Origin of the sequence: Vibrio sp. SSH13-20, assembly GCF_040104475.1 — a bacterium.
Classification (GTDB): domain Bacteria; phylum Pseudomonadota; class Gammaproteobacteria; order Enterobacterales; family Vibrionaceae; genus Vibrio; species Vibrio harveyi.
In genome coordinates this window covers 1-25,389 of sequence record NZ_JBECOU010000017.1, presented here as the reverse complement: position 1 = coordinate 25,389, position 25,389 = coordinate 1, and the positions used below count along the sequence as shown (strand labels likewise).

At 46.8% G+C, this 25,389-nt stretch carries 22 protein-coding genes; 4 read left to right on the top strand and 18 right to left on the bottom strand.

Annotated features, from left to right (window positions below; genetic code table 11):
• Window positions 1–317: 317 nt before the first annotated feature.
• The 5 genes from eno to rlmD all read right to left on the bottom strand — a co-directional run bounded on the left by eno (window position 318) and on the right by rlmD (window position 8,176).
• Window positions 318–1,619 carry a phosphopyruvate hydratase gene (gene eno / locus ABMY42_RS25435; protein ID WP_349266928.1) on the bottom strand — a complete coding sequence of 434 codons (1,302 nt, stop codon included), beginning with the start codon at window positions 1,617–1,619 and terminating at the stop codon, window positions 318–320.
• Window positions 1,620–1,696: 77 nt separating this feature from the next.
• On the bottom strand, window positions 1,697–3,337 hold the full coding sequence (locus tag ABMY42_RS25430; protein ID WP_005449808.1) for a CTP synthase: 1,641 nt from the start codon (window positions 3,335–3,337) through the stop codon (window positions 1,697–1,699).
• A 151-nt stretch (window positions 3,338–3,488) separates the two neighbouring features.
• Entirely contained in the window at window positions 3,489–4,286 is a 798-nt protein-coding gene (mazG, locus tag ABMY42_RS25425) for a nucleoside triphosphate pyrophosphohydrolase (protein WP_050908300.1), read from the bottom strand.
• A gap of 223 nt (window positions 4,287–4,509) precedes the next feature.
• Window positions 4,510–6,729, bottom strand: coding sequence for a GTP diphosphokinase (gene relA / locus ABMY42_RS25420; protein ID WP_152163044.1), 2,220 nt, complete (start codon window positions 6,727–6,729; stop codon window positions 4,510–4,512).
• 127 nt (window positions 6,730–6,856) lie between these two features.
• Window positions 6,857–8,176, bottom strand: a complete 1,320-nt coding sequence (gene rlmD / locus ABMY42_RS25415) for a 23S rRNA (uracil(1939)-C(5))-methyltransferase RlmD (RefSeq protein WP_349266927.1) — start codon at window positions 8,174–8,176, stop codon at window positions 6,857–6,859.
• A gap of 192 nt (window positions 8,177–8,368) precedes the next feature.
• Between rlmD and barA the strand changes: the two genes are divergently transcribed.
• Complete coding sequence (barA, locus tag ABMY42_RS25410) at window positions 8,369–11,167, top strand: two-component sensor histidine kinase BarA (protein WP_349266926.1); 2,799 nt, start codon at window positions 8,369–8,371, stop codon at window positions 11,165–11,167.
• A gap of 89 nt (window positions 11,168–11,256) precedes the next feature.
• Here the strand turns inward: barA and acpS are convergent, their stop codons facing one another.
• The 11 genes from acpS to rpoE form a co-directional block, all read right to left on the bottom strand.
• A complete protein-coding gene (gene acpS, locus ABMY42_RS25405) occupies window positions 11,257–11,637 on the bottom strand; it encodes a holo-ACP synthase (protein WP_272759810.1) in 381 nt (126 codons plus the stop codon).
• A 12-nt stretch (window positions 11,638–11,649) separates the two neighbouring features.
• Window positions 11,650–12,381, bottom strand: a complete 732-nt coding sequence (gene pdxJ, locus ABMY42_RS25400; RefSeq protein ID WP_005426507.1) for a pyridoxine 5'-phosphate synthase — start codon at window positions 12,379–12,381, stop codon at window positions 11,650–11,652.
• On the bottom strand, window positions 12,378–13,109 hold the full coding sequence (recO, locus tag ABMY42_RS25395) for a DNA repair protein RecO (protein ID WP_272759811.1): 732 nt from the start codon (window positions 13,107–13,109) through the stop codon (window positions 12,378–12,380). The genes pdxJ and recO overlap by 4 nt, the downstream gene beginning before the upstream one ends.
• Window positions 13,110–13,237: 128 nt before the next feature.
• Entirely contained in the window at window positions 13,238–14,200 is a 963-nt protein-coding gene (gene era, locus ABMY42_RS25390; protein WP_005449795.1) for a GTPase Era, read from the bottom strand.
• Window positions 14,193–14,870 carry a ribonuclease III gene (gene rnc / locus ABMY42_RS25385; protein ID WP_005449793.1) on the bottom strand — a complete coding sequence of 226 codons (678 nt, stop codon included), beginning with the start codon at window positions 14,868–14,870 and terminating at the stop codon, window positions 14,193–14,195. The genes era and rnc overlap by 8 nt, the downstream gene beginning before the upstream one ends.
• Window positions 14,871–14,890: 20 nt before the next feature.
• On the bottom strand, window positions 14,891–15,790 hold the full coding sequence (gene lepB / locus ABMY42_RS25380) for a signal peptidase I (RefSeq protein WP_005449792.1): 900 nt from the start codon (window positions 15,788–15,790) through the stop codon (window positions 14,891–14,893).
• 104 nt (window positions 15,791–15,894) lie between these two features.
• Window positions 15,895–17,688: a translation elongation factor 4 gene (gene lepA / locus ABMY42_RS25375; RefSeq protein ID WP_005449790.1), complete on the bottom strand. Its 1,794-nt coding sequence runs from the start codon at window positions 17,686–17,688 to the stop codon at window positions 15,895–15,897.
• 127 nt (window positions 17,689–17,815) lie between these two features.
• Window positions 17,816–18,286 (bottom strand): SoxR reducing system RseC family protein, encoded by a 471-nt coding sequence (locus ABMY42_RS25370; RefSeq protein ID WP_038898663.1) that lies wholly within the window; start codon window positions 18,284–18,286, stop codon window positions 17,816–17,818.
• Window positions 18,283–19,248 carry a sigma-E factor regulatory protein RseB gene (rseB, locus tag ABMY42_RS25365; protein ID WP_005449786.1) on the bottom strand — a complete coding sequence of 322 codons (966 nt, stop codon included), beginning with the start codon at window positions 19,246–19,248 and terminating at the stop codon, window positions 18,283–18,285. The genes ABMY42_RS25370 and rseB overlap by 4 nt, the downstream gene beginning before the upstream one ends.
• Window positions 19,245–19,871, bottom strand: a complete 627-nt coding sequence (locus ABMY42_RS25360) for a sigma-E factor negative regulatory protein (RefSeq protein ID WP_005449785.1) — start codon at window positions 19,869–19,871, stop codon at window positions 19,245–19,247. Before ABMY42_RS25360 ends, rseB begins: the two co-directional genes overlap by 4 nt.
• 26 nt (window positions 19,872–19,897) lie before the next feature.
• A complete protein-coding gene (rpoE, locus tag ABMY42_RS25355; RefSeq protein ID WP_005449784.1) occupies window positions 19,898–20,476 on the bottom strand; it encodes an RNA polymerase sigma factor RpoE in 579 nt (192 codons plus the stop codon).
• A 558-nt stretch (window positions 20,477–21,034) separates the two neighbouring features.
• On the opposite strand from rpoE, the gene nadB reads away from it, so the two are divergent.
• Window positions 21,035–22,642 (top strand): L-aspartate oxidase, encoded by a 1,608-nt coding sequence (gene nadB / locus ABMY42_RS25350; RefSeq protein WP_005449783.1) that lies wholly within the window; start codon window positions 21,035–21,037, stop codon window positions 22,640–22,642.
• A 34-nt stretch (window positions 22,643–22,676) separates the two neighbouring features.
• On the opposite strand, the gene ABMY42_RS25345 is transcribed toward nadB, so the two are convergent.
• The gene (locus ABMY42_RS25345; RefSeq protein ID WP_307718074.1) at window positions 22,677–23,117 is read right to left on the bottom strand and encodes a protein YgfX; all 441 of its coding nucleotides are present in this window, start codon (window positions 23,115–23,117) and stop codon (window positions 22,677–22,679) included.
• The gene (locus ABMY42_RS25340; RefSeq protein ID WP_009698777.1) at window positions 23,065–23,325 is read right to left on the bottom strand and encodes a succinate dehydrogenase assembly factor 2; all 261 of its coding nucleotides are present in this window, start codon (window positions 23,323–23,325) and stop codon (window positions 23,065–23,067) included. Before ABMY42_RS25340 ends, ABMY42_RS25345 begins: the two co-directional genes overlap by 53 nt.
• 236 nt (window positions 23,326–23,561) lie before the next feature.
• On the opposite strand from ABMY42_RS25340, the gene ygfZ reads away from it, so the two are divergent.
• Together ygfZ and ABMY42_RS25330 are read left to right on the top strand one after the other, a co-directional pair.
• Window positions 23,562–24,530: a tRNA-modifying protein YgfZ gene (gene ygfZ / locus ABMY42_RS25335; protein ID WP_029790325.1), complete on the top strand. Its 969-nt coding sequence runs from the start codon at window positions 23,562–23,564 to the stop codon at window positions 24,528–24,530.
• A complete protein-coding gene (locus ABMY42_RS25330; protein ID WP_009698779.1) occupies window positions 24,523–24,996 on the top strand; it encodes a YbaK/EbsC family protein in 474 nt (157 codons plus the stop codon). Before ygfZ ends, ABMY42_RS25330 begins: the two co-directional genes overlap by 8 nt.
• Window positions 24,997–25,389 lie beyond the last annotated feature (393 nt).

The window sequence follows — 25,389 nt, the reverse complement described above, 5'->3', positions numbered from 1 at the left end:
TAAGCTGTTAATTCAGTTAAGAATTAAGCTTGACCTTTAACTTCTTTGAGACCGCTTCCTTGAAACATGGAGGAGCGCGCTCACTTAGAGCTTCCGTCATATAAAAAAACGCCCCGCAAGTGCGAGGTGTTTTCAAAAGCTTTAAGTTAAGCTGTTAATTCAGTTAAGAATTAAGCCTGGCCTTTAACTTCTTTGAGACCGCTTCCTTGAAACATGGAGGAGCGCGCTCACTTAGAGCTTCCGTCATATAAAAAAACGCCCCGCAAGTGCGAGGCGTTTTCAAAAGCTTTAGGTTAAGCTGTTAATTCAGTTAAGAATTAAGCTTGACCTTTAACTTCTTTAAGACCGTTGAAAGGAGCGCGCTCACCTAGAGCTTCCTCGATACGGATTAGTTGGTTGTACTTAGCAACACGGTCAGAACGGCTCATAGAACCAGTTTTGATTTGACCTGCAGCTGTACCTACCGCTAGGTCAGCGATAGTTGCATCTTCAGTTTCGCCAGAACGGTGAGAGATTACTGCTGTGTAACCTGCGTCTTTAGCCATCTTGATTGCAGCTAGAGTCTCAGTTAGAGAACCGATTTGGTTGAACTTGATAAGGATAGAGTTAGCTACGCCTTTCTCGATACCTTCAGCAAGGATCTTAGTGTTAGTAACGAATAGGTCGTCACCTACTAGTTGAAGCTTGTCACCTAGTAGTTCAGTTTGGTGCTTGAAGCCAGCCCAATCAGACTCGTCTAGACCGTCTTCGATAGAAACGATTGGGAATTGGTTAGCTAGCTCAGCTAGGTAGTGGTTGAACTCTTCAGAAGTGAAAGTTTTACCTTCGCCTTTCATGTTGTAGATGCCAGCTTCTTTGTCGAAGAACTCAGATGCTGCACAGTCCATAGCTAGAGTAACGTCTTTACCTAGTTCGTAACCAGCAGTTGCAACAGCTTCTGCGATAACTTCTAGAGCTTCAGCGTTAGACTTAAGGTTTGGAGCGAAACCACCTTCGTCACCAACTGCAGTGCTGTAGCCTTTAGACTTAAGAACTTTAGCTAGGTTGTGGAATACTTCAGCACCGATACGTAGACCTTCTTTAAGAGTCTTAGCACCAACTGGTTGGATCATGAACTCTTGGATGTCAACGTTGTTGTCTGCGTGCTCACCACCGTTGATGATGTTCATCATTGGTAGAGGCATAGAGAACTGACCAGCTGTACCGTTTAGCTCAGCGATGTGCTCGTATAGAGGCATGCCTTTAGCCGCTGCAGCAGCTTTAGCGTTTGCTAGAGAAACAGCTAGGATAGCGTTCGCACCGAACTTAGATTTGTTTTCAGTGCCGTCTAGTTCGATCATTACTGCGTCGATTGCAGCTTGGTCTTTAGCGTCTTTGCCAACTAGAGCTTCAGCGATTGCGCCGTTTACAGCTTCAACAGCTTTAAGAACACCTTTACCTAGGAAACGTGCTTTGTCACCGTCACGTAGCTCAAGAGCTTCGCGAGAACCAGTAGATGCGCCAGATGGAGCTGCCGCCATACCTACGAAACCGCCTTCTAGGTGTACTTCAGCTTCTACAGTTGGGTTACCACGTGAGTCGATGATTTCACGACCTAGAACTTTAACGATCTTAGACATTAATGTTTCCTCTCGTTCAAATATAAATGTCAATTTTAAAGGGCAGCAGCACAACCTTCGCCGCCGCCCGTATCCTTTTACTTCTCGAATTCGCCGCGAGCGTTTTGACCAGCAGCTTTAACGAAACCTGCGAATAGTGGGTGACCATCGCGAGGAGTCGAGGTGAATTCTGGGTGGAATTGAGCCGCTACAAACCATGGGTGAGCTGGGTTCTCAATCATTTCCACTAGTTTCTTGTCCGCTGATAGACCAGATACTTTCAGACCTGCTTTTTCGATTTGCGGACGAAGAACGTTGTTTACTTCGTAACGGTGACGGTGACGTTCGTGAACTGTCGCGCTACCGTATAGTTCACGAGCTTTCGTCCCTTTCTCTAGGTGACATAGCTGTGAACCAAGACGCATCGTACCACCTAGGTCAGACGTTTCAGTACGTTCTTCAACTTTACCTTCGCCGTCTACCCATTCAGTGATCAAACCTACCACAGGGTACTTAGTGTCTTTGTTAAATTCTGTTGAATGTGCACCTTCCATACCCGCTACGTTGCGCGCGTATTCGATCAGTGCTACTTGCATGCCTAGACAGATACCTAGGTAAGGTACTTTGTTTTCACGAGCGTATTGTGCTGCGCGAATCTTACCTTCGATACCACGGTCACCGAAGCCACCAGGTACTAGGATTGCATCTAGACCTTCAAGTACTTCTACGCCTTTCGTCTCAACATCTTGAGAGTCTACGTATTTAATTGTGACGTTTAGACGGTTTTTCAAGCCTGCGTGTTTAAGTGCTTCGTTTACTGACTTGTAAGCATCTGGTAGTTCGATGTATTTACCGACCATACCGATAGTTACTTCGCCAGTTGGGTTCGCTTCTTCATAGATAACCTGTTCCCATTCAGACAGGTCAGCTTCTGGTGCGTTGATACCAAAGCGAGCACAAACTAGGTCATCTAGACCTTGAGACTTAACAAGTTGAGGGATCTTGTAGATTGAATCTACGTCCTTCATTGAGATTACCGCTTTCTCAGGAACGTTACAGAATAGCGCAATTTTCTTACGCTCGTTCGCTGGGATCATACGATCAGAGCGGCAAACAAGAATATCTGGTTGGATACCGATAGATAGCAGCTCTTTAACAGAGTGCTGAGTTGGCTTAGTTTTCACTTCACCAGCAGCGGCTAGGTAAGGAACTAGCGTTAGGTGCATGAACATTGCGCGCTCACGACCTAGTTCTACAGCAAGCTGACGGATAGCTTCCATAAATGGTAGTGATTCGATATCACCTACCGTACCACCGACTTCAACGATAGCAACATCATGGCCTTCAGAACCTGCAATTACGCGGTCTTTGATAGCGTTAGTGATGTGAGGGATAACCTGAATGGTTGCACCTAGGTAATCGCCGCGACGTTCTTTACGTAGTACGTCTGCATAAACACGACCAGCAGTGAAGTTGTTACGCTTAGTCATCTTGGTGCGGATGAAACGCTCGTAGTGACCAAGGTCAAGGTCAGTCTCTGCGCCATCTTCCGTAACGAACACTTCACCGTGTTGAGTTGGGCTCATTGTGCCTGGATCAACGTTGATGTAAGGGTCAAGCTTCATCATAGTCACTTTAAGACCACGAGCTTCTAGAATAGCTGCAAGAGATGCTGCTGCAATACCTTTACCTAGAGAGGATACAACCCCGCCAGTAACAAAAATGTAATTTGTCGTCATGTTTAACCTGAAATTGGTTGAATGAGGGAAATGGAGTGCTTCTGGACGGGACGTAAATATACCAGAAGCTCCTAACCGCCACAACGTGAAATCTATCACACCGTAATTTTTTATTTTTTGCTTCAAATCAAAGTCGAGTATTCATGCAATTTCAGCTTCGCTCTTCTCGTTTCACTTCATCCCACATGGAATCGAGTTCATCTAGAGTAAAGTCTGTCAGCTGTTTACCGTGCGCTGCAACTTTAGTTTCCACGCCTTTAAAGCGTTTCGAGAACTTTAAGTTGGCTTTTGCCAGTGCCACTTCAGGGTCTTTCCCTAGGTGACGAGACAGGTTCACGGTAGCAAATAAAAGATCGCCTAATTCGAGTTCAACTTTCTCCTCATCCGGAGTAATTTGAAGCACTTCTTCCATTACCTCTTCAATTTCTTCCTGCACTTTTCCGACAACGGGACCAAGCGAGTCCCAATCAAAGCCGAATTTTGCGCACTTTTTCTGGATCTTTGTAGCACGCGAAAGCGCAGGTATAGAGTTTGGTATTGAGTCTAGGATACTTTCTTCAGCTTTGCCTAATTGTGCTTTCTCTTTGGCTTTTTCCGCTTCCCAGTTGGCGTTAATCGCTTCTTCAGAATCGAATTCTACTTCTGAAAAAACATGCGGGTGACGACGCGTCAGCTTCTCGTTAACGGTTTCCACCACATCAGAAAACTCGAACAATCCCTGCTCTTTCGCCATTTGGCTGTAGAAAATCACTTGGAACAATAAGTCCCCCAACTCTTCTTGCAAGTTCGACCAATCGCGGTTTTGAATCGCATCCACCACTTCGTAGGTTTCTTCAATAGTGTGAGGAACAATGGTGTCAAAGGTCTGCTTTAAGTCCCAAGGACAACCGCTTTCTGGGTCACGCAACTTCGCCATGATTTGTTCTAACTGTTCAATTGGATGACTCATTTTCTGTTCCTTTAAACCTTTCTATCTAAAGAAAAAGGTGAGCAGCCAAAACCACTCACCTTTAATTTGTTTTCTAACTGTTTTTACTAAGTAGTTGGTTCTTCTGGCAAGGCAGCAAACTTATGAGACCCATGAGCATAGCTTGTCTATGAGATGGGTCTGGGCCGGCATTCCGGATATAAGTGCAGCTAACGCCGCTAGAAAGCCAAATACGACGTAAAAATTAGCCCAAGCGTTTCACCGACATAACATCCTTGATCTGCTCAACACGTTTCGAAACGCGTGAGAACACCTCAAGGTTGGTCACTTCAAGGTCAAAGTCCATGATCGACATTTGCGTGCGGTAATCGACGCGACTCTTCATGCTGGTGACTTTGATTTTCTCGTTCGCAAATAGCGTTGTGATGTCTTTTAGTAGACCACCACGCTCCATCGCTTCAACACGAACCGTCAAGATGTAAGAGCCGACAAAGCCGCTCCCCCAGACGGTATCAATGATACGTTCTGGTGCGTGATGACGAAGTTCTTCTAGTTGCTCACAGTCACTACGGTGCACCGAAATACCACGACCTTGAGTGATGTAACCTGAGATCTCATCACCTGGGATCGGCTGACAACAGCGCGCTAGGTGCGTCATTAAGTTATCGACACCTTCTACCACAACCGCATCTTTCTTCGGACGGCTTTGCGCTGGCGCGCGATTTTCTGCTTCTTGCAGTTTTTCCAGCGCTTGCTGGTCTTCCTCTTCCGCGGTTGGCTTGTTCACTAACGCGTTGATGTGGTTGATGATCTGGTTAATGCGCAAGTCACCACTACCAATACCAACATACAATTCATCGGCGCTATTAACGTTAAAGCGTTTTAGTGCGTAGTGATCTGCGTCTTTCAGTGTCGCGCCGATTTTCGCCAATTCGTGCTCTAGGATTTCACGACCCGCTTCTAGGTTCTTCTCACGACTTTGTTTGCGGAACCATGCGTTGATTTTCGCACGTGCTCGGCTCGACGTCACAAAGCCCAGAGTCGGGTTCAACCAGTCACGTGAAGGGTTTGGTTCTTTCTGGGTGATGATTTCAACCTGATCACCCATTTGCAGTTTATGGGTGAACGGTACAATACGACCCGCAACTTTAGCGCCGATACAACGGTGACCCACTTCGGAGTGAATGTGGTAAGCGAAATCGAGCGGTGTTGCGCCCATTGGTAGGTCGACAACATCGCCACGTGGGGTAAAGGCATACACGCGGTCATCAAATACCTGACTACGTAGCTCGTCCAACATCTCGCCAGAGTCGGACATCTCTTCTTGCCAATCGAGTAGCTTACGTAGCCATGTGATCTTCTCATCGTAACCGCTGCGGCTGCTTGCACCTTCTTTGTATTTCCAGTGCGCAGCAACACCTAGCTCAGAATCTTCGTGCATCTCTTTAGTACGAATCTGGATCTCAATGGTCTTGCCTTCAGGACCAAGAATCACGGTATGGATAGACTGGTAGCCGTTTGGTTTCGGGTTCGCTACGTAATCGTCGAACTCGCTTGGTAGGTGTTTGTATTTGGTGTGAACCACACCTAGAGCGGCATAACAGTCTTGAAGTTTGTCAGCGATGATACGTACTGCACGTACGTCAAATAATTCATCAAACGCCAGACTCTTCTTCTGCATTTTGCGCCAGATACTGTAGATGTGCTTTGGACGACCACTGACTTCTGCGTTGATGCCGCATACGGTCATTTCTTGGGTAAGGTCGTCGACAAAGTCTTTGATGTATTGTTCACGGACAATACGACGCTCAGCCAATTGCTTCGCGATTTGCTTGTAGGTTTCTGGTTGTTGGTAGCGGAAGGCGTAATCTTCGATTTCCCACTTCAACTGACCAATACCAAGGCGGTTTGCCAGAGGCGCATAGATGTTTGCACACTCTTTTGCCGCAGCACGACGAACTTCGTCCGGCGCTTTTTTTACTTCAATCAGGTTGCAGATACGTTCCGCCAGCTTGATGACCACGCAGCGGAAATCATCCACCATTGCCAACAGCATGCGACGAACGTTATCTACTTGAGACGAGGCAGCACCACCATCCATTGTTACATTTAGTTGACCAATTGCCGCCATTTCGTCGACACCATCGATCAGCTTAATGATTTCTTTGCTGTATTTTTCCTCAAGGAGCTCTCTATCAAAAGCACCACTTGAGACCAAAGGGAACAGTTGCGCCGCGACAAGTGTCGCTTTGTCCATCGACAAGGTGATCAAGATTTCGATCATCTCTCGCCCACGCCACAACAAAAGCTCCGCCTGTTCGTTATCCGCCAAAACAGATTGGCAGTCACGATACACTTCGGTTAAGCGTTTCGCTGTGTTCTTATCTTGACCTAGGCTAGCCACCCAGTTTTCAAGTTCAAACTGTTCATCTTGGTTTAAATGCGCGCTTCTTACCGCAACCATCTCATCATCCTAATTATTATATTTGTGTGGTTTGACTAACACCATCCAGGTTAGTTCTTTCGCCAAGCTTTAAGCGTTGGCTTATTGACCACCCACCACGTGTAAGTGATCAACAAAGTCCCAATTATCAGGACTTTTCAAACAGTGCCATCGATTCTAGATGGCTGGTATGAGGGAACATGTCCAGCATACCTAATTTGGTCAATTGGTAGCCTTGCTCCAGCAAGCTCTGGCTATCCCTTGCAAGGGTAGCAGGATTACACGAAACATAAACTACACGCTGTGCGCCAAGCGCAGAAACTTGATCGATGATCCCACTCGCGCCCGCACGTGCCGGATCAAGCAGCACTTTGTCGAATTGTTCAGCCGCCCAAACTTGCCCTTCAAAATCCTGCTCAAGGTTAGCGTGATAAAATTGCGCGTTATTGATTTGGTTCAAAGATGCATTATTTGCCGCCTTTTCCACCATTTCTGCCACGCCTTCTACGCCAACCACGTGTTTTGCACGTTTTGCGATAGGCAAACTGAAGTTACCCAGACCACAGAACAAATCTAACACTCGTTCGTCACTTTGTGGGTCTAACCACTCTACTGCCTGAGCGACCATTTTCTGGTTTACCGCTTGGTTAACTTGAATAAAGTTATTTGGCGTAAATGGCACGGTGACACCCGCTTCTTGATAGAAAGGCACTTCACCTTCAATCAAATCAAGCTGATCCGTTTCTGGCATCAGGTAGAGCGATGCATGGTGACGCTTCGCTAATTCCACCAAGGTGTTGGTTTCTTTTTCAGTCAATTTGCTCAGATGACGCAATGTTACGCATGGACCATTGTCGCCTAGCACCAACTCTACGTGACCAAGTTGCTCTGGCTTCTTAAACGCTTTTAACGTCGAGTAGATTTCTGGCAATAGCACATTCAACTCAGGCGCGAGCACTGGGCAGTCTGTCACTTGCGCGATTTGCTTACTCTGTTTCTTACGGAAACCAAAGTGCAACTGACGAGTCTTTTTATCTACGAACAAGCTCACACGAGCACGGCGACGGTAGCCAAGAGACTCACCCAACACAGGCGCATCCAACTCGATATCACTGCCGGCAAATTTTCTCATCAACTGGCGAAGCGTTTGCTGCTTGTGCGTCAATTGTTGGTCATAGTTCAAATGCTGTAGGTCACAGCCACCGCATTCATGGTAGTGCGGACAAAATGGCTCCACGCGAGCGTCACTCGGTTTAAGGATTTTAATCAACTTACCGCGAGCGAATTTGCTCTTTTCTTCCACCAATTGGGTTACCACCTCCTCACCCGGTAGCGCAGCATCAATAAACAATGGTTTCTTCTTAAGGTAAGCAATGCCTGCGCCGTGGTGATCCAAACGCTCCACTTGTACCGCTTGGTGGCGGGTATTCAGTTGCGTTTTCTTTTTAGGTTGAAAGATACGTGCCATGCTCTGTGCCTGATTTGTGTCTAATTGCTCTACTGCTTCACTATTCTTGATTGCAGCCGTTGTGTGATTCGAGTGACTTGATTATGCTTACCGTTTATCCGGTGACGTCACTTCTTTGCTCAAGGCTTTATCGTGCGCTTGAGAAATAATGCGTTATTTTCCCATATCCAGACTCCGATGTAATTAGATAACATGACCAGATATGGCTTAAGAGCACGTGTAATTACACTAACTCTCGCTCCCACTCTCATTATTGGTTTATTACTGAGCGGCTTTTTCTCATTTAACCGCTACCAAGACCTCGAGAAACAAGTTATCACCACAGGCAATAGCATCATCGAACCGCTTGCGATTGCCAGTGAAACTCACCTACTTTCCGAAAGTCGCGAAGCCGTTCGTCGCCTTATCAGTTACGCCCACCGCAAGAACTCAAAACTGGTTCGTAGTATCGCGGTGTTCGATGAAAATCATGAGCTTTTCGTCACTTCTAACTTCCATCCCAATTTTGAAGCTCTGATGTTCCCGAAGGATAAGCCGATCCCTCAGTTAGGGGACTCAGAAATCTTCGATAACTCGCTTATTCTGCGCGTGCCGATTCTATCTGAAGGTCACTATCTTTCGGAGCTCTCAAATGAGAATCAGGGCACAAAAGCCATCGGCTACATCGCAGTGGAAATGGATCTTTCGTCACTTCGATTGCAGCAATACCAAGAAGTGTTCTCTGCGTTCTTGGTGTTGATCCTCGGTCTTGGTCTCGCGAGTGTGTTCGCCTCTCGTCTAATGCATGACGTAACCCAACCGATCACTCACATGAAGAACGTTGTTGACCGCATTCGTCGTGGTCACCTTGATGTACGTATCGAAGGTAAAATGCACGGTGAGTTAGACCAGTTGAAAAACGGTATCAACGCCATGGCGGTCTCGCTGTCGGAATACCACGTTGAGATGCAGCACAGTATAGACCAAGCGACATCAGACTTGCGTGAGACTCTGGAACAGCTAGAGATTCAGAACGTGGAGTTGGACATCGCGAAGAAGCGTGCCCAAGAAGCAGCACGTGTGAAATCCGAATTCTTGGCGAACATGTCTCACGAACTTCGTACTCCGCTGAATGGCGTGATTGGCTTTACCCGTCAAATGCTGAAAACACAGCTCTCGAACAGCCAAACGGATTACTTGCAGACAATTGAGAAGTCAGCGAACAACCTACTGAACATCATCAACGACATCCTCGACTTCTCGAAACTAGAAGCCGGTAAGCTAGCACTGGAAAACATTCCGTTTGAATTCCGAGAAAGCTTAGAAGAAGTAATCAACCTACAAGCCACCAGCGCGCACGAGAAAGGTTTGGAAATCACCTTGAAAGTGGATCCGAAGATCCCGCAAGGCTTGGTGGGTGACCCACTTCGTATCCAACAAATCCTCACCAACTTAGTCGGCAACTCCATCAAGTTTACTGAGCGCGGTAATATCGACATCAGCGTTGAGATGCGCTCACAATCTGGTGATTCGGTCGAACTGCAATTCATGGTGCGCGATACTGGTATTGGTATCTCTGAGCGTCAGCAAGCTCAGTTGTTCCAAGCGTTTAGCCAAGCGGATGCAAGTATTTCACGTCGCTATGGTGGTACCGGTCTTGGTCTGGTTATCACTCAGAAACTAGTAAGCCAGATGGGCGGCGAAATCAGCCTAACCAGTCGCCTACACCAAGGTTCAACCTTCTGGTTTACGGTTCGCTTGCACTCAACTGAAATGCCAATGAGCGATCTGATTGAAGTCGAACTACTAACTGGTAAGCAATTGCTGTTGGTTGAACCAAACATGCAAGCGGCGTCAGTGACACAGCAGATCCTGAGCCAAGAAGGCATTCTGGTGACCTACCGCTCTTCGTTGCCAGAAAACGACGAGAACTACGACTACGTATTGTTGAACTTGGCTGCCAACCAAACCTACGATGATCAATCGGTAGCAACTTGGATTGAGCAAGCCAAACGCATGGCGCCGAGTGTGATCATGGGTACGCCGAGTACCGAACTGGCACTGGCAGATCAAGTGATGAACGATCATCAGATCCAATGTCTGACTAAGCCATTATCACGCCGTAAGCTTCTACAAAGCCTAATCACGGATCACGTCGAAACGCCTCAAGCGGTAATTGCTCCAATTGAGCCTGTAGTGAATGAACGCTTACCACTGACGGTGCTTGCAGTCGACGATAACCCGGCCAACTTGAAGCTGATCTCTGCGCTACTAAAAGAGCGTGTAGAAACGGTAACGGCGTGCAGCAATGGTCAGCAAGCAGTGAATCTCGCGACTGAGAAGAAATACGATCTCATCTTCATGGACATTCAAATGCCATTGATGGACGGCGTGACGGCTTGTCAGCATATTAAAGAGCTAGAGCTGAACAAAGACACCCCAGTGATTGCGGTGACCGCGCATGCCATGGCGGGCGAACGTGACCGACTACTGGCAGCGGGTATGGATGACTACCTAACCAAACCAATTGAAGAGCATGTGCTGCAACAAGTTTTGGTTCATTGGAACCCAAATACTTGTACTGAAAGTGTCGATAAAATTGCGCCATCCTATGTCGAACCTGTTGTGGAAACTGCGCCACCAGCACCAGAAAAACCACAGCAAGATGTCATCATCGACTGGCAAGCGGCATTGAAGCAAAGTGCCAACAAGGAAGACTTGGCCAAAGACATGCTGCGCATGCTGATTGATTTTATTCCTGAAGTGGAAGAAGTGGTCGATCAAGCTTTAGAACAAGAAGACTTCTCGCGTGATGATCTTATCCATGTGGTACATAAACTTCACGGCAGCAGCTCTTACTGTGGCGTGCCAAGATTAAAGTCTCTGTGTGCAACCTTGGAACAAGCACTGCGCTCGGGCGCTGACATCGAAGACATCGAACCGGAAATGTTCGAACTGCAAGATGAGATGATTAAAGTCACCACGACGGCGAAACTCTATCTTGAACAGTAGAAAATAACGGAGTAAATCAGAGACATAAAAAAGCCAGAGCATCCACTCTGGCTTTTTCGTATTTGGTTATTAATCCGTAATCAGACAAATTAGGATTCAAAAATCACCGTCGCGACCGCGTAATGACGTTCATCCGAAATCGACAGATGAACATGATTGACGCCCATCGACTCGGCGATTTGCTTCGCCACACCGGATAAGGTCAATATCGGTTTACCGAACTCATCATTCGAAACTGTAAAATCATGGAAGGTCACGCCTTTTGCGATGCCTGTACCTAGCGCTTTTGAGGCAGCCTCTTTTACTGCGAAACGCTTCGCAAGGTAGCGCCCTTTTTGCTTCAATTCAGCAAACTTTACCATTTCATCTTGCGACAAAATGCGCTTTGCGAAGGGCTCACCCGTTCGACTGAGCGCTTTTTCAATGCGCTCAATCTCTGCGATGTCAGTGCCTAATCCTAAAATTGCCATGCTTAAATCTGATTACTTACGAGCCGCAACCATGATGGCTTTCATTTCTGCCACAGATTTTTCTAAACCATCGAAAACCGCACGACCAATGATCGAGTGACCGATGTTAAGCTCGTAGATTTCTGGCAGTGCCGCGATTGGTGCAACGTTGTGGTAAGTCAGACCGTGACCTGCGTTTACGATGATACCTAGGTCATCAGCGTAGCTTGCGCCTGCTGCAATCTTCTTCAGTTCATCTTGCTGATCTTCTTCTGTTGTCGCATCTGCGTAGTGACCTGTGTGAAGCTCAATGTAAGGTGCGCCACAAGCTTTTGCCGCATCGATCTGTTGACGGTCAGCATCGATGAATAGAGAGACTTTAATGCCCGCTTCAGTTAGCTTTTGCGTTGCCGCTTTCACTTTCTCAAGTTGACCGACAACATCCAGACCACCTTCTGTTGTCAACTCTTCACGTTTTTCAGGAACCAGACAAACGAACTCAGGCTTAGTTTGTAGCGCAATCTCAACCATCTCGTCCGTTACCGCCATTTCAAGGTTCATACGAGTTTGAATGGTTTCACGTAGGATACGTACGTCACGATCTAGAATGTGGCGACGGTCTTCACGTAGGTGGATGGTAATACCGTCAGCACCGGCACGCTCTGCGATCTCAGCAGCATGAACTGGATCTGGGTATTTAGTACCACGTGCATTACGTAGAGTGGCAATATGGTCGATATTAACGCCTAAGTAGATTGAGCTCATTTTCCGTTACTCCGTGCTCGATATGTCTGAATAAATAATTCGCGACTTTTTAAAGGTTTGCCGCCAAGATACGGCTTTAATGCCATACGTGTAAAGCGTTTCGCCGCTTTTAATTGCTCTTTAGTGACGAATCGCCGTTCACTAATCGCAATCAATTCATTACCTAAAAATGTCAGATTGTCGCGCCTTACTGAAGCTATGAATCCCTTTTGTTCACGATAACGGTAAGTCATCTCAGGATCGACAGGCTCACCCGTCCCGGCACAATGCAAGAAATCAACGCCATAACCCATTGAAGACAGCAGAGCCAGTTCAAAACGACGCAAGCCCGGTTCAGGGTTATCACTCTGAGCCAATTCCGTTAGTGCATGCAGGTAATCATGAAACAGCGCAGGCATCGGCACTTCCGACATTAACACGCGCCCGACTAATTCATTTACGTACATTGCGGAGTAAAGGTTTATCCCAAACAACGGCAAACCCAAACTGATTGGCTCAGCCTGACGTAAGGTTTTCATTGAACCTTTGCCGGACCATTTCAGCAATAGTGGTGTGAAGGGCTGTAATGCCCCTTTAAGATTAGAGCGTTTGCTGCGCGCACCTTTCGCCATCAACGTGATACGACCATACTCCTCGCTGAATACATCAAGGATCAAGCTCGATTCACTGTAAGGGCGTCGGTGCAATACAAAGCAGCGCTGGAAGCCTTCTGAAGACTGGTTGCTCATTTCAATCAGTGTGCCTAAGTCGGTAATAAAAAATAAGGAGCCAAGCGGCTCCTTATTCTAATCGATATTATATTTTAGTCGATGTTGGAACGAAGTGTCTTCGTTACCAAACTTACAAGCAACCAAGCTTATAGATCGTCAATGTAACCTAGTGAGCGTAGAGCACGTTCGTCGTCTGCCCAACCAGATTTCACTTTTACCCAAGTCTCTAGGTAAACCTTACGACCGAATAGCTCTTCCATATCTAAGCGCGCTTCACGACCAATTGTCTTGATCTTCTCGCCACCTTTACCAATCACCATTTTCTTCTGACCATTACGTTCAACAAGAATCAGGGCGTTGATATGGAAACCGTCAGTTTCTGGGTTGTAATCGAAACGCTCAATCTCAACCGTTACCGAGTATGGCAGCTCTTCACCAGTAAAACGCATCAGTTTTTCACGCACGATTTCAGACGCCATGAAACGCTGAGAACGGTCTGTTACGTATTCTTCTGGGAAGTGGTGCGTTGCTTCTGGCAAGTGATCGCGAACGTGCTTGCGCAGTACGTCGATGTTTTTACCTTGCTTTGCAGAGATTGGCACAACGTCAACGAAGTCCATCTTCTTCGACATGTCGGCCATGTGCATCATTACTTCGTTACGATCTTGCACGTTGTCTACCTTGTTCACACAAAGCACAACAGGGAAGTTCGACTTTTGAAGCTTAGTCAGCACCATCTCATCGTCTTTGGTCCAATGCGTACCGTCGACCAAGAAGAATACTAGGTTCACATCACTTAGAGATGAGTTTGCCGCACGGTTCATCAAACGGTTGATGGCACGTTTTTCTTCAATGTGAAGTCCCGGCGTATCTACGTAGATCGCTTGGTAATCACCATCTGTATCCACACCCATGATGCGGTGACGCGTCGTTTGCGGTTTACGAGACGTGATCGAAATCTTCTGACCCAAGATTTTGTTCAGAAGCGTCGATTTACCTACGTTTGGACGACCAACAATCGCAATGAAGCCACAGTGTTGGTTCTCTGGTGAACTTACTTCACCGTGTGATGCGAAAAACGCATCAATGTCGAATTCGTTATCAGCCATTCGTTAATTGCTCAAGTGCCGTTTCTGCAGCCGCTTGTTCTGCCTTGCGGCGGCTGGTGCCTTTACCGATTACAGGCTTATCCACACCTGCTACGTCACACTCAACCGTGAACTCTTGGTTGTGCGCTTCACCTTTAATATTAGTCACTGTGTAGACAGGCAGCGGTTTTCTTCTGCCTTGCAGGAACTCTTGTAGGCGAGTTTTTGGATCTTTTTGTGATACACCAGGCTTAATCGCCTCAAGACGCGAGTTGTACCAGCTCAGTACGATACCGCGAACTTGTTCAATATCACTATCAAGGTAAATCGCACCAATAATGGCTTCTACCGCATCGGCTAGAATAGAGTCTCGGCGGAATCCGCCACTCTTCAATTCACCTGGACCTAATTTTAAATAATCTCCTAGATCGAATTCACGACCCAGTTCCGCCAATGTGTGCCCACGAACCAAGGTCGCGCGCATACGGCTCATGTCACCTTCGTTCACTTTCGGGAAACGATGGTACAGATCATCAGCGATGACAAAACTTAAAATTGAATCGCCCAGAAACTCAAGACGTTCATTGTGCTTACTATTGGCGCTGCGGTGAGTCAGCGCCAAGTTGATAAGCCCAGCATCCTTAAATTGGTAGCCGAGCTTTCTCTCTAGTTTCTCAATTGGAGAATTCATACTCTCTCGATATGTAATGGTTAGTGAATGCCACCGACGCGGTTAAAACGCACACCAGTTGGAATCCATGAAGGTAGAACACTATCTGCGCCACGATCAAACTCGAAGCTGATCCAGATCGCAACAGCTTTACCGACTAAGTTTGCTTCTGGAACAAAGCCCCAGTAACGGCTGTCAGCACTGTTGTCACGGTTATCACCCATAACGAAGTACTGACCTTGTGGTACAACCCACTCGTTAACACCTGGACGTGGTTGGTAGTTCTGCACGCGGTCACGAGTTAATGGGTTCACCAAAATTTGGTGCTCAACTTCACCCAGTTTTTCATTCATCTGAATCAGAGGAATACCGTTTTGGATGAATTGACTTTCTTCAACATTGTTCAGCTTAACTGGCTTACAAGATGACTCACCTTTCGATTGAATACATACCTGCTTATCCGCAGAGTAACGAACGGTATCACCAGGCAAACCTACCACACGTTTAATGTAGTCAACGTTTGGCTGTGGTGGGTACTTGAATACCACGATGTCGCCACGCTCAGGCTTGCCAGTTTCCACTAGCTGCGTGCGCCATACCGGATCTTTCAATCCGTACGCGTATTTCTCCACCAAAATGAAGTCACCTACTAGTAGGGTTGGCATCATTGAGCCTGAAGGGATTTGGAACGGTTCATAGATAAAAGAACGTAATACCAATACGAATGCAATCACTGGGAAGATAGAAACGCTGTTCTCTACCCACCACGGTTGGCTTTCTACTTTTTGTAGCGTCACCGCATCCAGACCATTGGTTGTTTGCGCTTGGATCTCCGCTACTTTCGCTTGACGTTTTTTCGCAAACACCAGCTTTTCTAGTAGCCAAACTACGCCAGTTACCAAAGTCACGATAACTAGAATCAGTGAGAATGTATTCGCCATTAAATTCCCTTATCTAAAAATACGAAAGTGAAAGAGCCGAAACCCTTTCACTTATTTTACTATCTAACGTCTTATGACAGACAAGAGCACGAGATAGTTCAACTCTAGTCTTTACCAACGTGAAGAATTGCTAGGAACGCTTCTTGAGGCAGCTCTACGTTACCGATCTGCTTCATACGTTTCTTACCTTCTTTCTGTTTCTTCAGAAGTTTCTTCTTACGGCTCACGTCACCACCGTAACATTTCGCGATTACGTTCTTACGTAGCTGTTTCACTGTAGAACGTGCGATGATGTGGTTACCAATAGCCGCTTGGATCGCGATGTCGAACATCTGACGAGGAATGAACTCTTTCATTTTCTCAACAAGCTGACGACCACGAGTCTGAGACTGATCTTTATGCGTAATCAGCGCTAGCGCATCCACTTTGTCGCCGTTCAGTAGTACGTCTACACGTACCATGTTCGATGCTTCAAAGCGTTGGAAGTTGTAATCCAGAGACGCGTAGCCACGTGATGTCGACTTCAAACGGTCGAAGAAGTCCAGTACCACTTCTGCCATTGGGATGTCGTAAGTGATCGCAACTTGGTTACCGTGGTAAACCATGTCCACCTGAACGCCACGCTTCTCAACACATAGTGTGATTACGTTACCTAGGTAGTCCGCTGGTACTAGGATGTTACAGCGCGCGATAGGCTCACGGATCTCTTCGATGTCGTTAACCGCTGGCAGTTTTGCAGGGCTATCAACGTACAGAGTCTCACCGTTAGTTTGTTCTACTTCGTAAACTACCGTTGGTGCCGTTGTAATTAGGTCAAGATCGTATTCACGCTCTAGACGCTCTTGGATGATTTCCATGTGCAGCATGCCTAGGAAACCACAACGGAAACCAAAGCCTAGTGCTGCTGAGTTTTCTGGCTCGTAGAATAGCGATGCATCGTTTAGGCTAAGTTTACCTAGTGCGTCACGGAAGTTTTCGTAATCATCAGAAGATACTGGGAACAGACCCGCGTATACCTGAGGTTTTACTTTCTTAAAGCCTGGAAGTGGCTTCTCGCTGCCGTTTTTCGCTAGCGTCAGCGTATCACCTACTGGTGCGCCTAGGATGTCTTTGATACCACAAACTACCCAGCCTACTTCGCCAGTACGCAGAACATCAGTGTCCACTTGCTTAGGCGTGAAGATACCTAGACGATCCACACCCCAAGTTTGACCTGTGCTCATTACTTTAATCTTGTCGTTTTTCTTCAGTGAACCGTTTTTAATACGAACCAAAGAAACAACGCCAAGATAGTTATCGAACCATGAGTCGATGATCAGCGCTTGAAGTGGCGCGTCTGGATCACCTTCTGGTGCTGGAATTGCTGATACGATGTTTTCTAGAACGTCGTCAACACCTAGACCTGTCTTCGCAGAACAGCGGGTTGCTTCCATTGCATCGATACCAACGATCTCTTCAATTTCTTCCGCTACACGCTCGGGATCAGCAGCTGGTAGGTCAATCTTGTTCAGGATTGGCACAACCTCTAGATCCATTTCGATTGCGGTGTAACAGTTAGCTAGGGTTTGAGCCTCTACACCCTGACCTGCGTCAACCACCAGTAGCGCGCCTTCACAAGCAGCTAGAGAACGTGATACTTCGTACGCAAAGTCAACGTGTCCCGGAGTATCGATGAAGTTCAACTGGTAAGTTTCGCCGTCTTTAGCGGTGTAGTTCAGCGTCACACTCTGAGATTTGATGGTGATACCACGCTCACGTTCAAGATCCATAGAATCCAGAACCTGTGCGGCCATTTCACGATCGCTTAATCCACCACAAACTTGGATTAGACGGTCAGATAGGGTCGACTTACCATGGTCGATGTGGGCGATAATCGAAAAGTTACGAATGTGCTTCATAGATTTAGGGTGACTAACTCTTTACAAATAGGGACAGTAAGAAAGCCGTCTGTTGACGGCATTTCAATCAAGTTGGCAGATTCTACCCAATTTCGTTAACGGGCGCACCTTATTTAAAGTCTAGAACTTATTGAATAGGTTCACCGAGAACTCGAATGAGGGTGACTTGGCGTTTTGACTCATCTTCTAGTGGGCGTGACACACGTTTTGCGAGCCACATACCACCAGCTGCGAACAATACCGAAGCTAGGATGGTAATGACCTCACCGCCTGCGGTTAAAGGTACTAGCAGGAAGTTGCCAATTACAGCACCGAGAATCAAACCAAACAAAGGAAGAAGGTAGACCGCCATAGCTGATTTGATAAGGCTTGCTTCGGGGAAACCAATTTCCACGACCTGACCAACTTTGACGGATTTTGGGGTACGCAAATGCCACGACAGCGTTTTGTTACCGATCGCTTTGGTAACCACGCCTGTGCCGCAGCTTTTTTGCGATGAACAGCTGCTGCAACTGGTCTGTTGCTCGCAGCTGATATCGACATCATATTGCTGACCGTGACGGTGAACGCCCGTCACGGTAGCCAATGCAGTCATCATTGCACTTCACTCTTTGTTACATTAAAAGTGACCGATTGTGCGATACGCTGAGCCGTTGCCGGCGGAATATCACCAACAACTGAGATTTCATGGTTTCCGCTGACAAAGCTGTGCAATGTACGGCGACCTTGACGAACCAGTTGACCTTTCAACGAGTGCTCGTCTTTGTCAGCTACATACACTGAAAAGCTAAATAGTCCATCAGAGTAAAGTTGGCTTTCTACCATTTGGTCAGTCACTGCCATGCGGTAACGGTTCAGTTCATTTGGATGGAACCCTTCCGGTGTCCAACCCACGGTCCAGTTACTGGTACCGATATCGCCTTTTGGCATTGTCAGAACCGCGGGTAATTGAACCTCTTCCAAACCACTCATCAGTTCACCAATCTTAGGGTTCACTGAGTAAGAAATAGTACGGTACTGCTCAAGCATTTCACCATCACGATCAACGAGATCAGCACGCAGTGGCAGTTTACTCTTCTCATCAATCCACAATACGTAAGAGTAACGTAGCCCATCTTTTGGCACGATGCGCAGCACTTGTGTTGGAACACCAGCCTCACGGGCACGACCTACTTTTACGTAGTCGTAGTACAAGTTTAGCTCGTCGATGTTAGCGTTCAGCATCGGCATGATTGGAGCAACCATTTTACCCGATTCGATGGTAAACGGTTCTGCGCCAGTTTCGATATAGCTTACTTCTGTGCCGCGACGGATCACTTCACGTACAGGACCACTCAAATACACAAGATGTGCGTACTGGTCTTTGTCGTGAGTCGCGTGACGATACAGCAAAGGTTCAATGCTGTTCTTTTTGATAAGGATATAAGAGAGTTCGTAGCTCAAATTCTTGCTCGCCTCGCTCATTTGATGCAATAAAGCCTCCGCTGGCTTATCACCAGCAAAGGCTTGCGAAGACATCAGACTGAACAGAGCGCAAGCGCTGATCAGAAATTTTTTCATTCAATATCCGGTGTCAGATGTGCATCTTGTTGAGACGCATCACTGTTAATTCTTAGCTGCAGTTCGTAGTCACGAAGCATAGCATGAACGCGTTTGCGTTGCTCTTGCATATTTGCTTCACCAACGGAACGCTCTACGGATTCACGCGTCAAGCTTACTGGTTCAGCGCTGCCCGCAAATGGCACAGTCTGAAGCACAGGAAGTTGGTCAGCTTGTGGCGACATTGGGTCGCTACCGCCGTACTGTTGAACGCCTAATATCACAACAAGTGACACACACGCAGCAACGGCAACTTGACCAAACTGAGTCAACCATGCAGGCAACTGGCGTTTCGCTTTTTGTGGCTCTGGTTGCGACTCTTTTGGCGCGTCGTTAATTGAAATTACGTTAGCACTGCGCGAATCGATAGCACGATGCACAGGCTCGTCTTCTAACGCTAACGCTACGCTTTCAGCAATATTCCACTCAGGCTTTGCTGGCGCTTCGCCTCGCATCACATCACCAATCAGGTGATAGTTCTGCCAAGCATCACGGCTCTCTTGGTCTTGCTCTAATTCTTGAATTAAAGCCTTATCGACCAATTCTCCATCCATGAGAGCTGAAAGTTTTTCTTTGTCAGCCATTATTTTCACCATAGTTATCACTTGTACTAGCGCTGCAAAAGAGGTTTGATTTTCTTTTCCACCGCCTCACGAGCACGGAAGATACGCGATCGTACCGTTCCCACCGGGCAATCCATTACTTCAGCAATTTCCTCGTAGCTCAAGCCATCAAGCTCGCGCAGAGTCATTGCGGTTTTTAAATCTTCAGGTAAGGCTTCGATTGCACTGAACACTACCCGTTGCAATTCTTTGGACAACGTTAAGTTCTCAGGGTTCGAAATTTCTTTAAGTGCATTACCTGTTTCGTAAAATTCAGCTTCTTCAGCATCAACGTCTGTTGCAGGTGGTCTACGACCTTGAGCAACGATGTGATTTTTCGCAGTATTCACTGCAATGCGATACAGCCAAGTGTAAAACGCACTCTCCCCACGAAAACTAGGGATAGCTCGGTAAGCCTTGATAAACGCTTCTTGTGCTACATCTGGAACATCGCCAGGATTACTTACGTATCTGGAGATAAGGTTACATACCTTGTTCTGGTACTTTGTTACCAGCAGGTTGAATGCTTGCTTATCGCCATTCTGAACTCGCTCAATCAATACTTGATCGGTCAGCTGCTCGTTCATTCGAGCGGATACTCCTATTTGTTATGCCCCTACTCTTCTCAGATATGGGTACTAATTATGCAAAACGTAGTATTGACACCACTGCTTACTTGAGCACTATTGTGACCCTGACGTGAATGAGAAAGTTCCATGGTTTCTCAAATTTTTTGTCATTGTTTTTTCACAGTGTGATGTCACTAGCCAAATCCCGCTCCTCGTCCAACTTAAGTCTCGTTTTGACAAGCGAGCATACTGGTGGGGAAATGGGTATAATGGATGATCTCTGTCCCAGATTGTGCTGGGTAGAGCATAGAAAAGCAATGGCATTGACAAACTATTACTTTTCATTTGCATGGCTAATGGCTATCAGAACATCGCGTTACAAACAAAACTCAGGAAGCATCTGCATGCCCAAGGCATGGCAAAATAAGAGTGGCTGAAGTCACCAAGGTAACGCCGATTTCGATACGTCTCCCAACTTAGCCCTTAGCGACGGATGTCGCGTTAATGGAATGCACATGGTGTGCAAAATATACACAAGGTAGCCTTGTTACCTTAGCTTGGGATTGTAAAAGTAATATGAACACAAATCGTGAACATGAATGTGATGTGTTAGTGGTAGGGAGTGGCGCCGCGGGCTTGTCGTTGGCTTTGCGTGTCGCAAACCACTGTAAGGTAATGGTTCTAAGTAAAGGACCGCGCAGCGAAGGCGCAACGTATTACGCGCAAGGTGGTATCGCTGCCGTATTTGATGAGTCGGACACCATTGAGTCTCACGTTGAAGATACGCAAATTGCCGGGGATGGAATCTGTGATGAAGAGACAGTTAAGTTCATCGCGGAAAACTCAAAAGAGTGTGTACAGTGGTTGATTGATGGCGGTGTACCATTCGATCGTGAAGATGATGATTCTGACGATGAGCCACGTTATCACTTAACTCGCGAAGGCGGTCACAGCCGTCGACGTATTTTGCACGCTGCTGATGCCACTGGCATGGCAATGCAAACCTCTCTACAAGACAATGCACACAGCCACCCAAACATTCATGTTCTTGAGCGCCATAATGCTCTGGATTTGATCACCGAAGATAAAATCGGCGGCGACAAAAACAAGATCATTGGCGCTTATATTTGGAACCGCAACGAAGAACAAGTTGAAACTGTTCGCGCTAAATTTGTTGTTCTCGCAACGGGCGGCGCTTCCAAAGTTTACCAATACACTTCTAACCCAGACGTGTCATCTGGTGATGGTATCGCAATCGCGTGGCGTGCAGGTTGTCGTGTTGCGAACCTAGAGTTCAACCAATTCCACCCAACCTGTCTTTACCACCCAGAAGCACGTAACTTCTTGTTGACTGAAGCATTGCGTGGTGAGGGGGCGTATTTACGTCGTCCAGACGGTTCACGTTTTATGCCGGATTTCGACGAGCGTAAAGAGCTTGCTCCACGTGATGTCGTGGCTCGCGCGATCGACTTCGAAATGAAGCGCTTAGGTGCTGATTGCATGTATCTCGATATCAGCCATAAGCCTGCGGATTTCATTACTAAGCATTTCCCAACTATCTACTCTCGTTTGATGGATTTGGGTATCGACATGACTAAAGAGCCGATCCCAATTGTACCTGCGGCGCACTACACATGCGGCGGCGTCATGGTCGATCAAAATGGTCATACCGACCTGAAGAACCTCTATGCGATTGGTGAAGTGAGCTATACAGGCTTGCACGGCGCGAACCGTATGGCATCGAACTCACTACTTGAGTGTGTGGTTTACGCATGGTCGGCAGCCAAAGACATTCTTAAACATCACAGCGAAGTAGAACTAGCATCGCAGGTTCCATGTTGGGATGAAAGCCAAGTGACCAACAGTGATGAAGAAGTGATCATCCAACATAACTGGCATGAGCTGCGCCTATTTATGTGGGATTACATGGGTATCGTTCGTACCGATAAACGTCTTGAACGCGCACTGCGTCGTATTCAGATGCTGCAACAAGAGACGCATGAGTACTACAGTCACTTCCGCGTATCAAACAACTTGCTAGAGCTACGTAACCTGCTACAAGTCGCAGAGCTAATGGTGCGTTGCGCGATGCAGCGTAAAGAGAGTCGTGGTCTGCACTACACCTTGGATTATCCAAATCAGCTAGAAAATAGTGGTCCAACAATTCTTACGCCAAACAAATAGCACTGACACTAAAAAGTAAGAGTCAGATATAAGATCAAATGGGAGCTTCGGCTCCCATTTTCCATTGTCGTAATATCAAACACAGTTGACGATATGCCACGTCTTCACAACTGTCTCGCCAAATCGTGACTTTTTCACCCGACGTTAATTCAAACGTGACTTTGAACATCGCCGCCGACACATCAACGCTCGATAATGTAGAGGTTTGCTTGTCATTACGTACCGTGCCATCACGATGTAAATACCAGCCACCACGAGCAGAAGGCACGACAAAACCGCCCTGCATTTGGCAGCGAAGAATCAGTAATAACAGATAAGTTGATAAGACGAGTGGGATAGCAGAGCAGATAAGCGCCCAAACGCAACCTAGGAGAAGAAGTTGGTTGGCAATTTGGGCGTACAGAGAAGTGTTAACCTTGAGATTAACGAACCTTGCTGAGGTTGTGCGCGACAATTTTATCAACCATCGATGCATGACCTAGGTTTTCGCTGCGACCGTGTCCCATCACCCAAGTAAACAGATCTGGGTCATCACATTCTAATAATGAGACAAAATCACGCTGCTCTTGTTCATTCAGTGCTTCAAAGCACTCTTCAAAAAACGGCATAATCACCACGTCAAGCTCAAGCATGCCACGACGACAAGCCCATTTAATACGCGCCTTTTCTTCCGCAGTGTACATTCAGTATTCCTTCATAGATGTCTTGTTCTTAGTGCGGAGTGTAACAAGGGATGTGCAACGTCACTAGTGTGCGGGTCACAATATGTAGCCAAGTCGCTGCAAATCCTGAACGCATTTAATAAACAAACGTTCAGCAAAGCCAAACACCTTAAAATTGAGTGGATATATTGAGTGCTGACAAATGCCGATTCTGCATTTAACATAGCGGAAAAATATCTTCAAAAGGCATTGTAATCATGGAATGGCAAACTCGCTTTTCACCGCTGAACCTATCGACACAAGACGCACTACCAGAGCTGTCTATCTCGCTATTAGATAACCTGGGCATGATCACCATGGTTGGAGACGACAAAAAGTCGTACCTACACGGTCAAGTTACCTGCGATGTGGTTTCTCTTGAGAAAGACCAATCAATGTTGGGTGCCCATTGTGATGCGAAAGGTAAAGTATGGAGCGTCTTCCGCCTATTCCACCATAACGATGGCTACGCAATGGTTCAGCCGAAATCAGCGATTGAAGTAGAACTGAAAGAAATCAAAAAGTACGCGGTGTTCTCGAAAGTGACCATCGAAGAATCAAACGACATCGTGCTGGGTGTTGCAGGTGAGAATGCAGATGCGTTCATCTCAACATTAAATGCTGATTCTGGCGACGTACGTACAGTTGAAGGTGGCACGGCAGTCAAAGTGACTCCAAACCGCTGGTTGCTTGCGCTTACAGCAGAAGCAGCACAATCGTTATTAGAAGACAGCAAAGCAACGCTGACTACTCACGAGCTTTGGACTCGTTTCGATATTGAAGCAGCACTACCATACGTGGCAGCTGATGCGCAAAACGAGCACATTCCACAAGCACTAAACGTACAAGCGCTGGGGGGCATCAGCTTTACGAAAGGCTGCTACACAGGTCAAGAAACCGTAGCGCGCGCGAAATACCGCGGCACCAACAAACGTGCAATGTACATTGTTAAAGGTGCAACTGCTGAAGCCTTAGGTGAAGGTGCGATTGAACTGGAGCGTAGCGTTGGTGAAAACTGGCGTTCAGTAGGCGCATTGCTCACGCATTACCAATTCAGCGACAACCAAGCGATAGGACTCATTGTATTGCCAAACAACCTAGACGATGACACTCGTCTGCGCTTGGTTGCTCAACCAGAGTGTGAATGGGAAATCGCAGCACTGCCGTACAGCCTTGAAGATGAGTAATACCATTCGTACTCCTTTGATGCAGTTTTTGGCGGACCAGAACATCGAGTTCCGTCTTCTTCCTCATCAAAGACCAGCAACAACTATTGAGGATGCCGCGCAACAACGCGGCATTCGCCCCTCTCAAATGGTCAAAGCGATTCTTTTGCGCGATATGGGGAATCAATATGCGCTTGCTTGTGCACCAGGTGATCGTAGTGTTGATCCAAAGAAGGTGCGCGCGTTACTGCAGTGCCGTCGTATGACGTGTGTTGATCAAGCAGACGTAGAAGCGATTACCGGATACAAGATTGGAACTGTCACACCACTACTCTTAAAACGCTACATGCCGATCGTATTTGACCCAAGTTTGCTTGAAGAAAAAGAAATCACCATAAGCAGTGGAGATCGCATGGCAGGCTTAGCGCTATCCATCGATGATCTAATCCAATTGTGCCAACCAACCGTGGCTGATATCTGCCGCTAACATGTAATCAAGCGCAGGATTCTCACTCCTGCGTGATCTCACTCATATCTCTCCGATCACACTCAGGAATTTTTAATCATTTTTAAAACATAAATAGTCACAAATGAAAAACTCGTATATGCTGAATTCGTTGGTTAAGTTTTCAACAACGACTCAGCCAACGTAAAGTGAATCTGCTGACTTGTATGACAGCGTTCATTAAGTCAGTCGTCCACTTTTGTGTAATGCATCTGTGACTATTCGCCCGCCGAAGCGGGCTTTTTTTTGGTTCATCGCGGATAAGCGGGAACTGAAAACAAAAACGGTAGTAAGTGATAGAGTTTTATCGCCAAACAAAACCTACACAAACTACCGTTTTCATGTCGAATCATACTTTCCTATCTTCATTCTGGG

What these genes read in the sequence shown, in the direction of transcription:
- ABMY42_RS25340 (WP_009698777.1), bottom strand. Translation starts at nt 23,325, where the DNA reads ATGTACACTGCGGAAGAAAAGGCGCGTATTAAATGGGCTTGTCGTCGT.
- lepB (WP_005449792.1), bottom strand. Translation starts at nt 15,790, where the DNA reads ATGGCGAATACATTCTCACTGATTCTAGTTATCGTGACTTTGGTAACT.
- rseB (WP_005449786.1), bottom strand. Translation starts at nt 19,248, where the DNA reads ATGAAAAAATTTCTGATCAGCGCTTGCGCTCTGTTCAGTCTGATGTCT.
- era (WP_005449795.1), bottom strand. Translation starts at nt 14,200, where the DNA reads ATGGCTGATAACGAATTCGACATTGATGCGTTTTTCGCATCACACGGT.
- ABMY42_RS25370 (WP_038898663.1), bottom strand. Translation starts at nt 18,286, where the DNA reads ATGATGACTGCATTGGCTACCGTGACGGGCGTTCACCGTCACGGTCAG.
- ABMY42_RS25330 (WP_009698779.1), top strand. Translation starts at nt 24,523, where the DNA reads ATGAGTAATACCATTCGTACTCCTTTGATGCAGTTTTTGGCGGACCAG.
- ABMY42_RS25430 (WP_005449808.1), bottom strand. Translation starts at nt 3,337, where the DNA reads ATGACGACAAATTACATTTTTGTTACTGGCGGGGTTGTATCCTCTCTA.
- mazG (WP_050908300.1), bottom strand. Translation starts at nt 4,286, where the DNA reads ATGAGTCATCCAATTGAACAGTTAGAACAAATCATGGCGAAGTTGCGT.
- rnc (WP_005449793.1), bottom strand. Translation starts at nt 14,870, where the DNA reads ATGAATTCTCCAATTGAGAAACTAGAGAGAAAGCTCGGCTACCAATTT.
- rpoE (WP_005449784.1), bottom strand. Translation starts at nt 20,476, where the DNA reads ATGAACGAGCAGCTGACCGATCAAGTATTGATTGAGCGAGTTCAGAAT.
- relA (WP_152163044.1), bottom strand. Translation starts at nt 6,729, where the DNA reads ATGGTTGCGGTAAGAAGCGCGCATTTAAACCAAGATGAACAGTTTGAA.
- ygfZ (WP_029790325.1), top strand. Translation starts at nt 23,562, where the DNA reads ATGGAATGGCAAACTCGCTTTTCACCGCTGAACCTATCGACACAAGAC.
- nadB (WP_005449783.1), top strand. Translation starts at nt 21,035, where the DNA reads ATGAACACAAATCGTGAACATGAATGTGATGTGTTAGTGGTAGGGAGT.
- rlmD (WP_349266927.1), bottom strand. Translation starts at nt 8,176, where the DNA reads ATGGCACGTATCTTTCAACCTAAAAAGAAAACGCAACTGAATACCCGC.
- barA (WP_349266926.1), top strand. Translation starts at nt 8,369, where the DNA reads ATGACCAGATATGGCTTAAGAGCACGTGTAATTACACTAACTCTCGCT.
- ABMY42_RS25345 (WP_307718074.1), bottom strand. Translation starts at nt 23,117, where the DNA reads ATGCATCGATGGTTGATAAAATTGTCGCGCACAACCTCAGCAAGGTTC.
- lepA (WP_005449790.1), bottom strand. Translation starts at nt 17,688, where the DNA reads ATGAAGCACATTCGTAACTTTTCGATTATCGCCCACATCGACCATGGT.
- pdxJ (WP_005426507.1), bottom strand. Translation starts at nt 12,381, where the DNA reads ATGAGCTCAATCTACTTAGGCGTTAATATCGACCATATTGCCACTCTA.
- acpS (WP_272759810.1), bottom strand. Translation starts at nt 11,637, where the DNA reads ATGGCAATTTTAGGATTAGGCACTGACATCGCAGAGATTGAGCGCATT.
- eno (WP_349266928.1), bottom strand. Translation starts at nt 1,619, where the DNA reads ATGTCTAAGATCGTTAAAGTTCTAGGTCGTGAAATCATCGACTCACGT.
- ABMY42_RS25360 (WP_005449785.1), bottom strand. Translation starts at nt 19,871, where the DNA reads ATGGCTGACAAAGAAAAACTTTCAGCTCTCATGGATGGAGAATTGGTC.
- recO (WP_272759811.1), bottom strand. Translation starts at nt 13,109, where the DNA reads ATGAGCAACCAGTCTTCAGAAGGCTTCCAGCGCTGCTTTGTATTGCAC.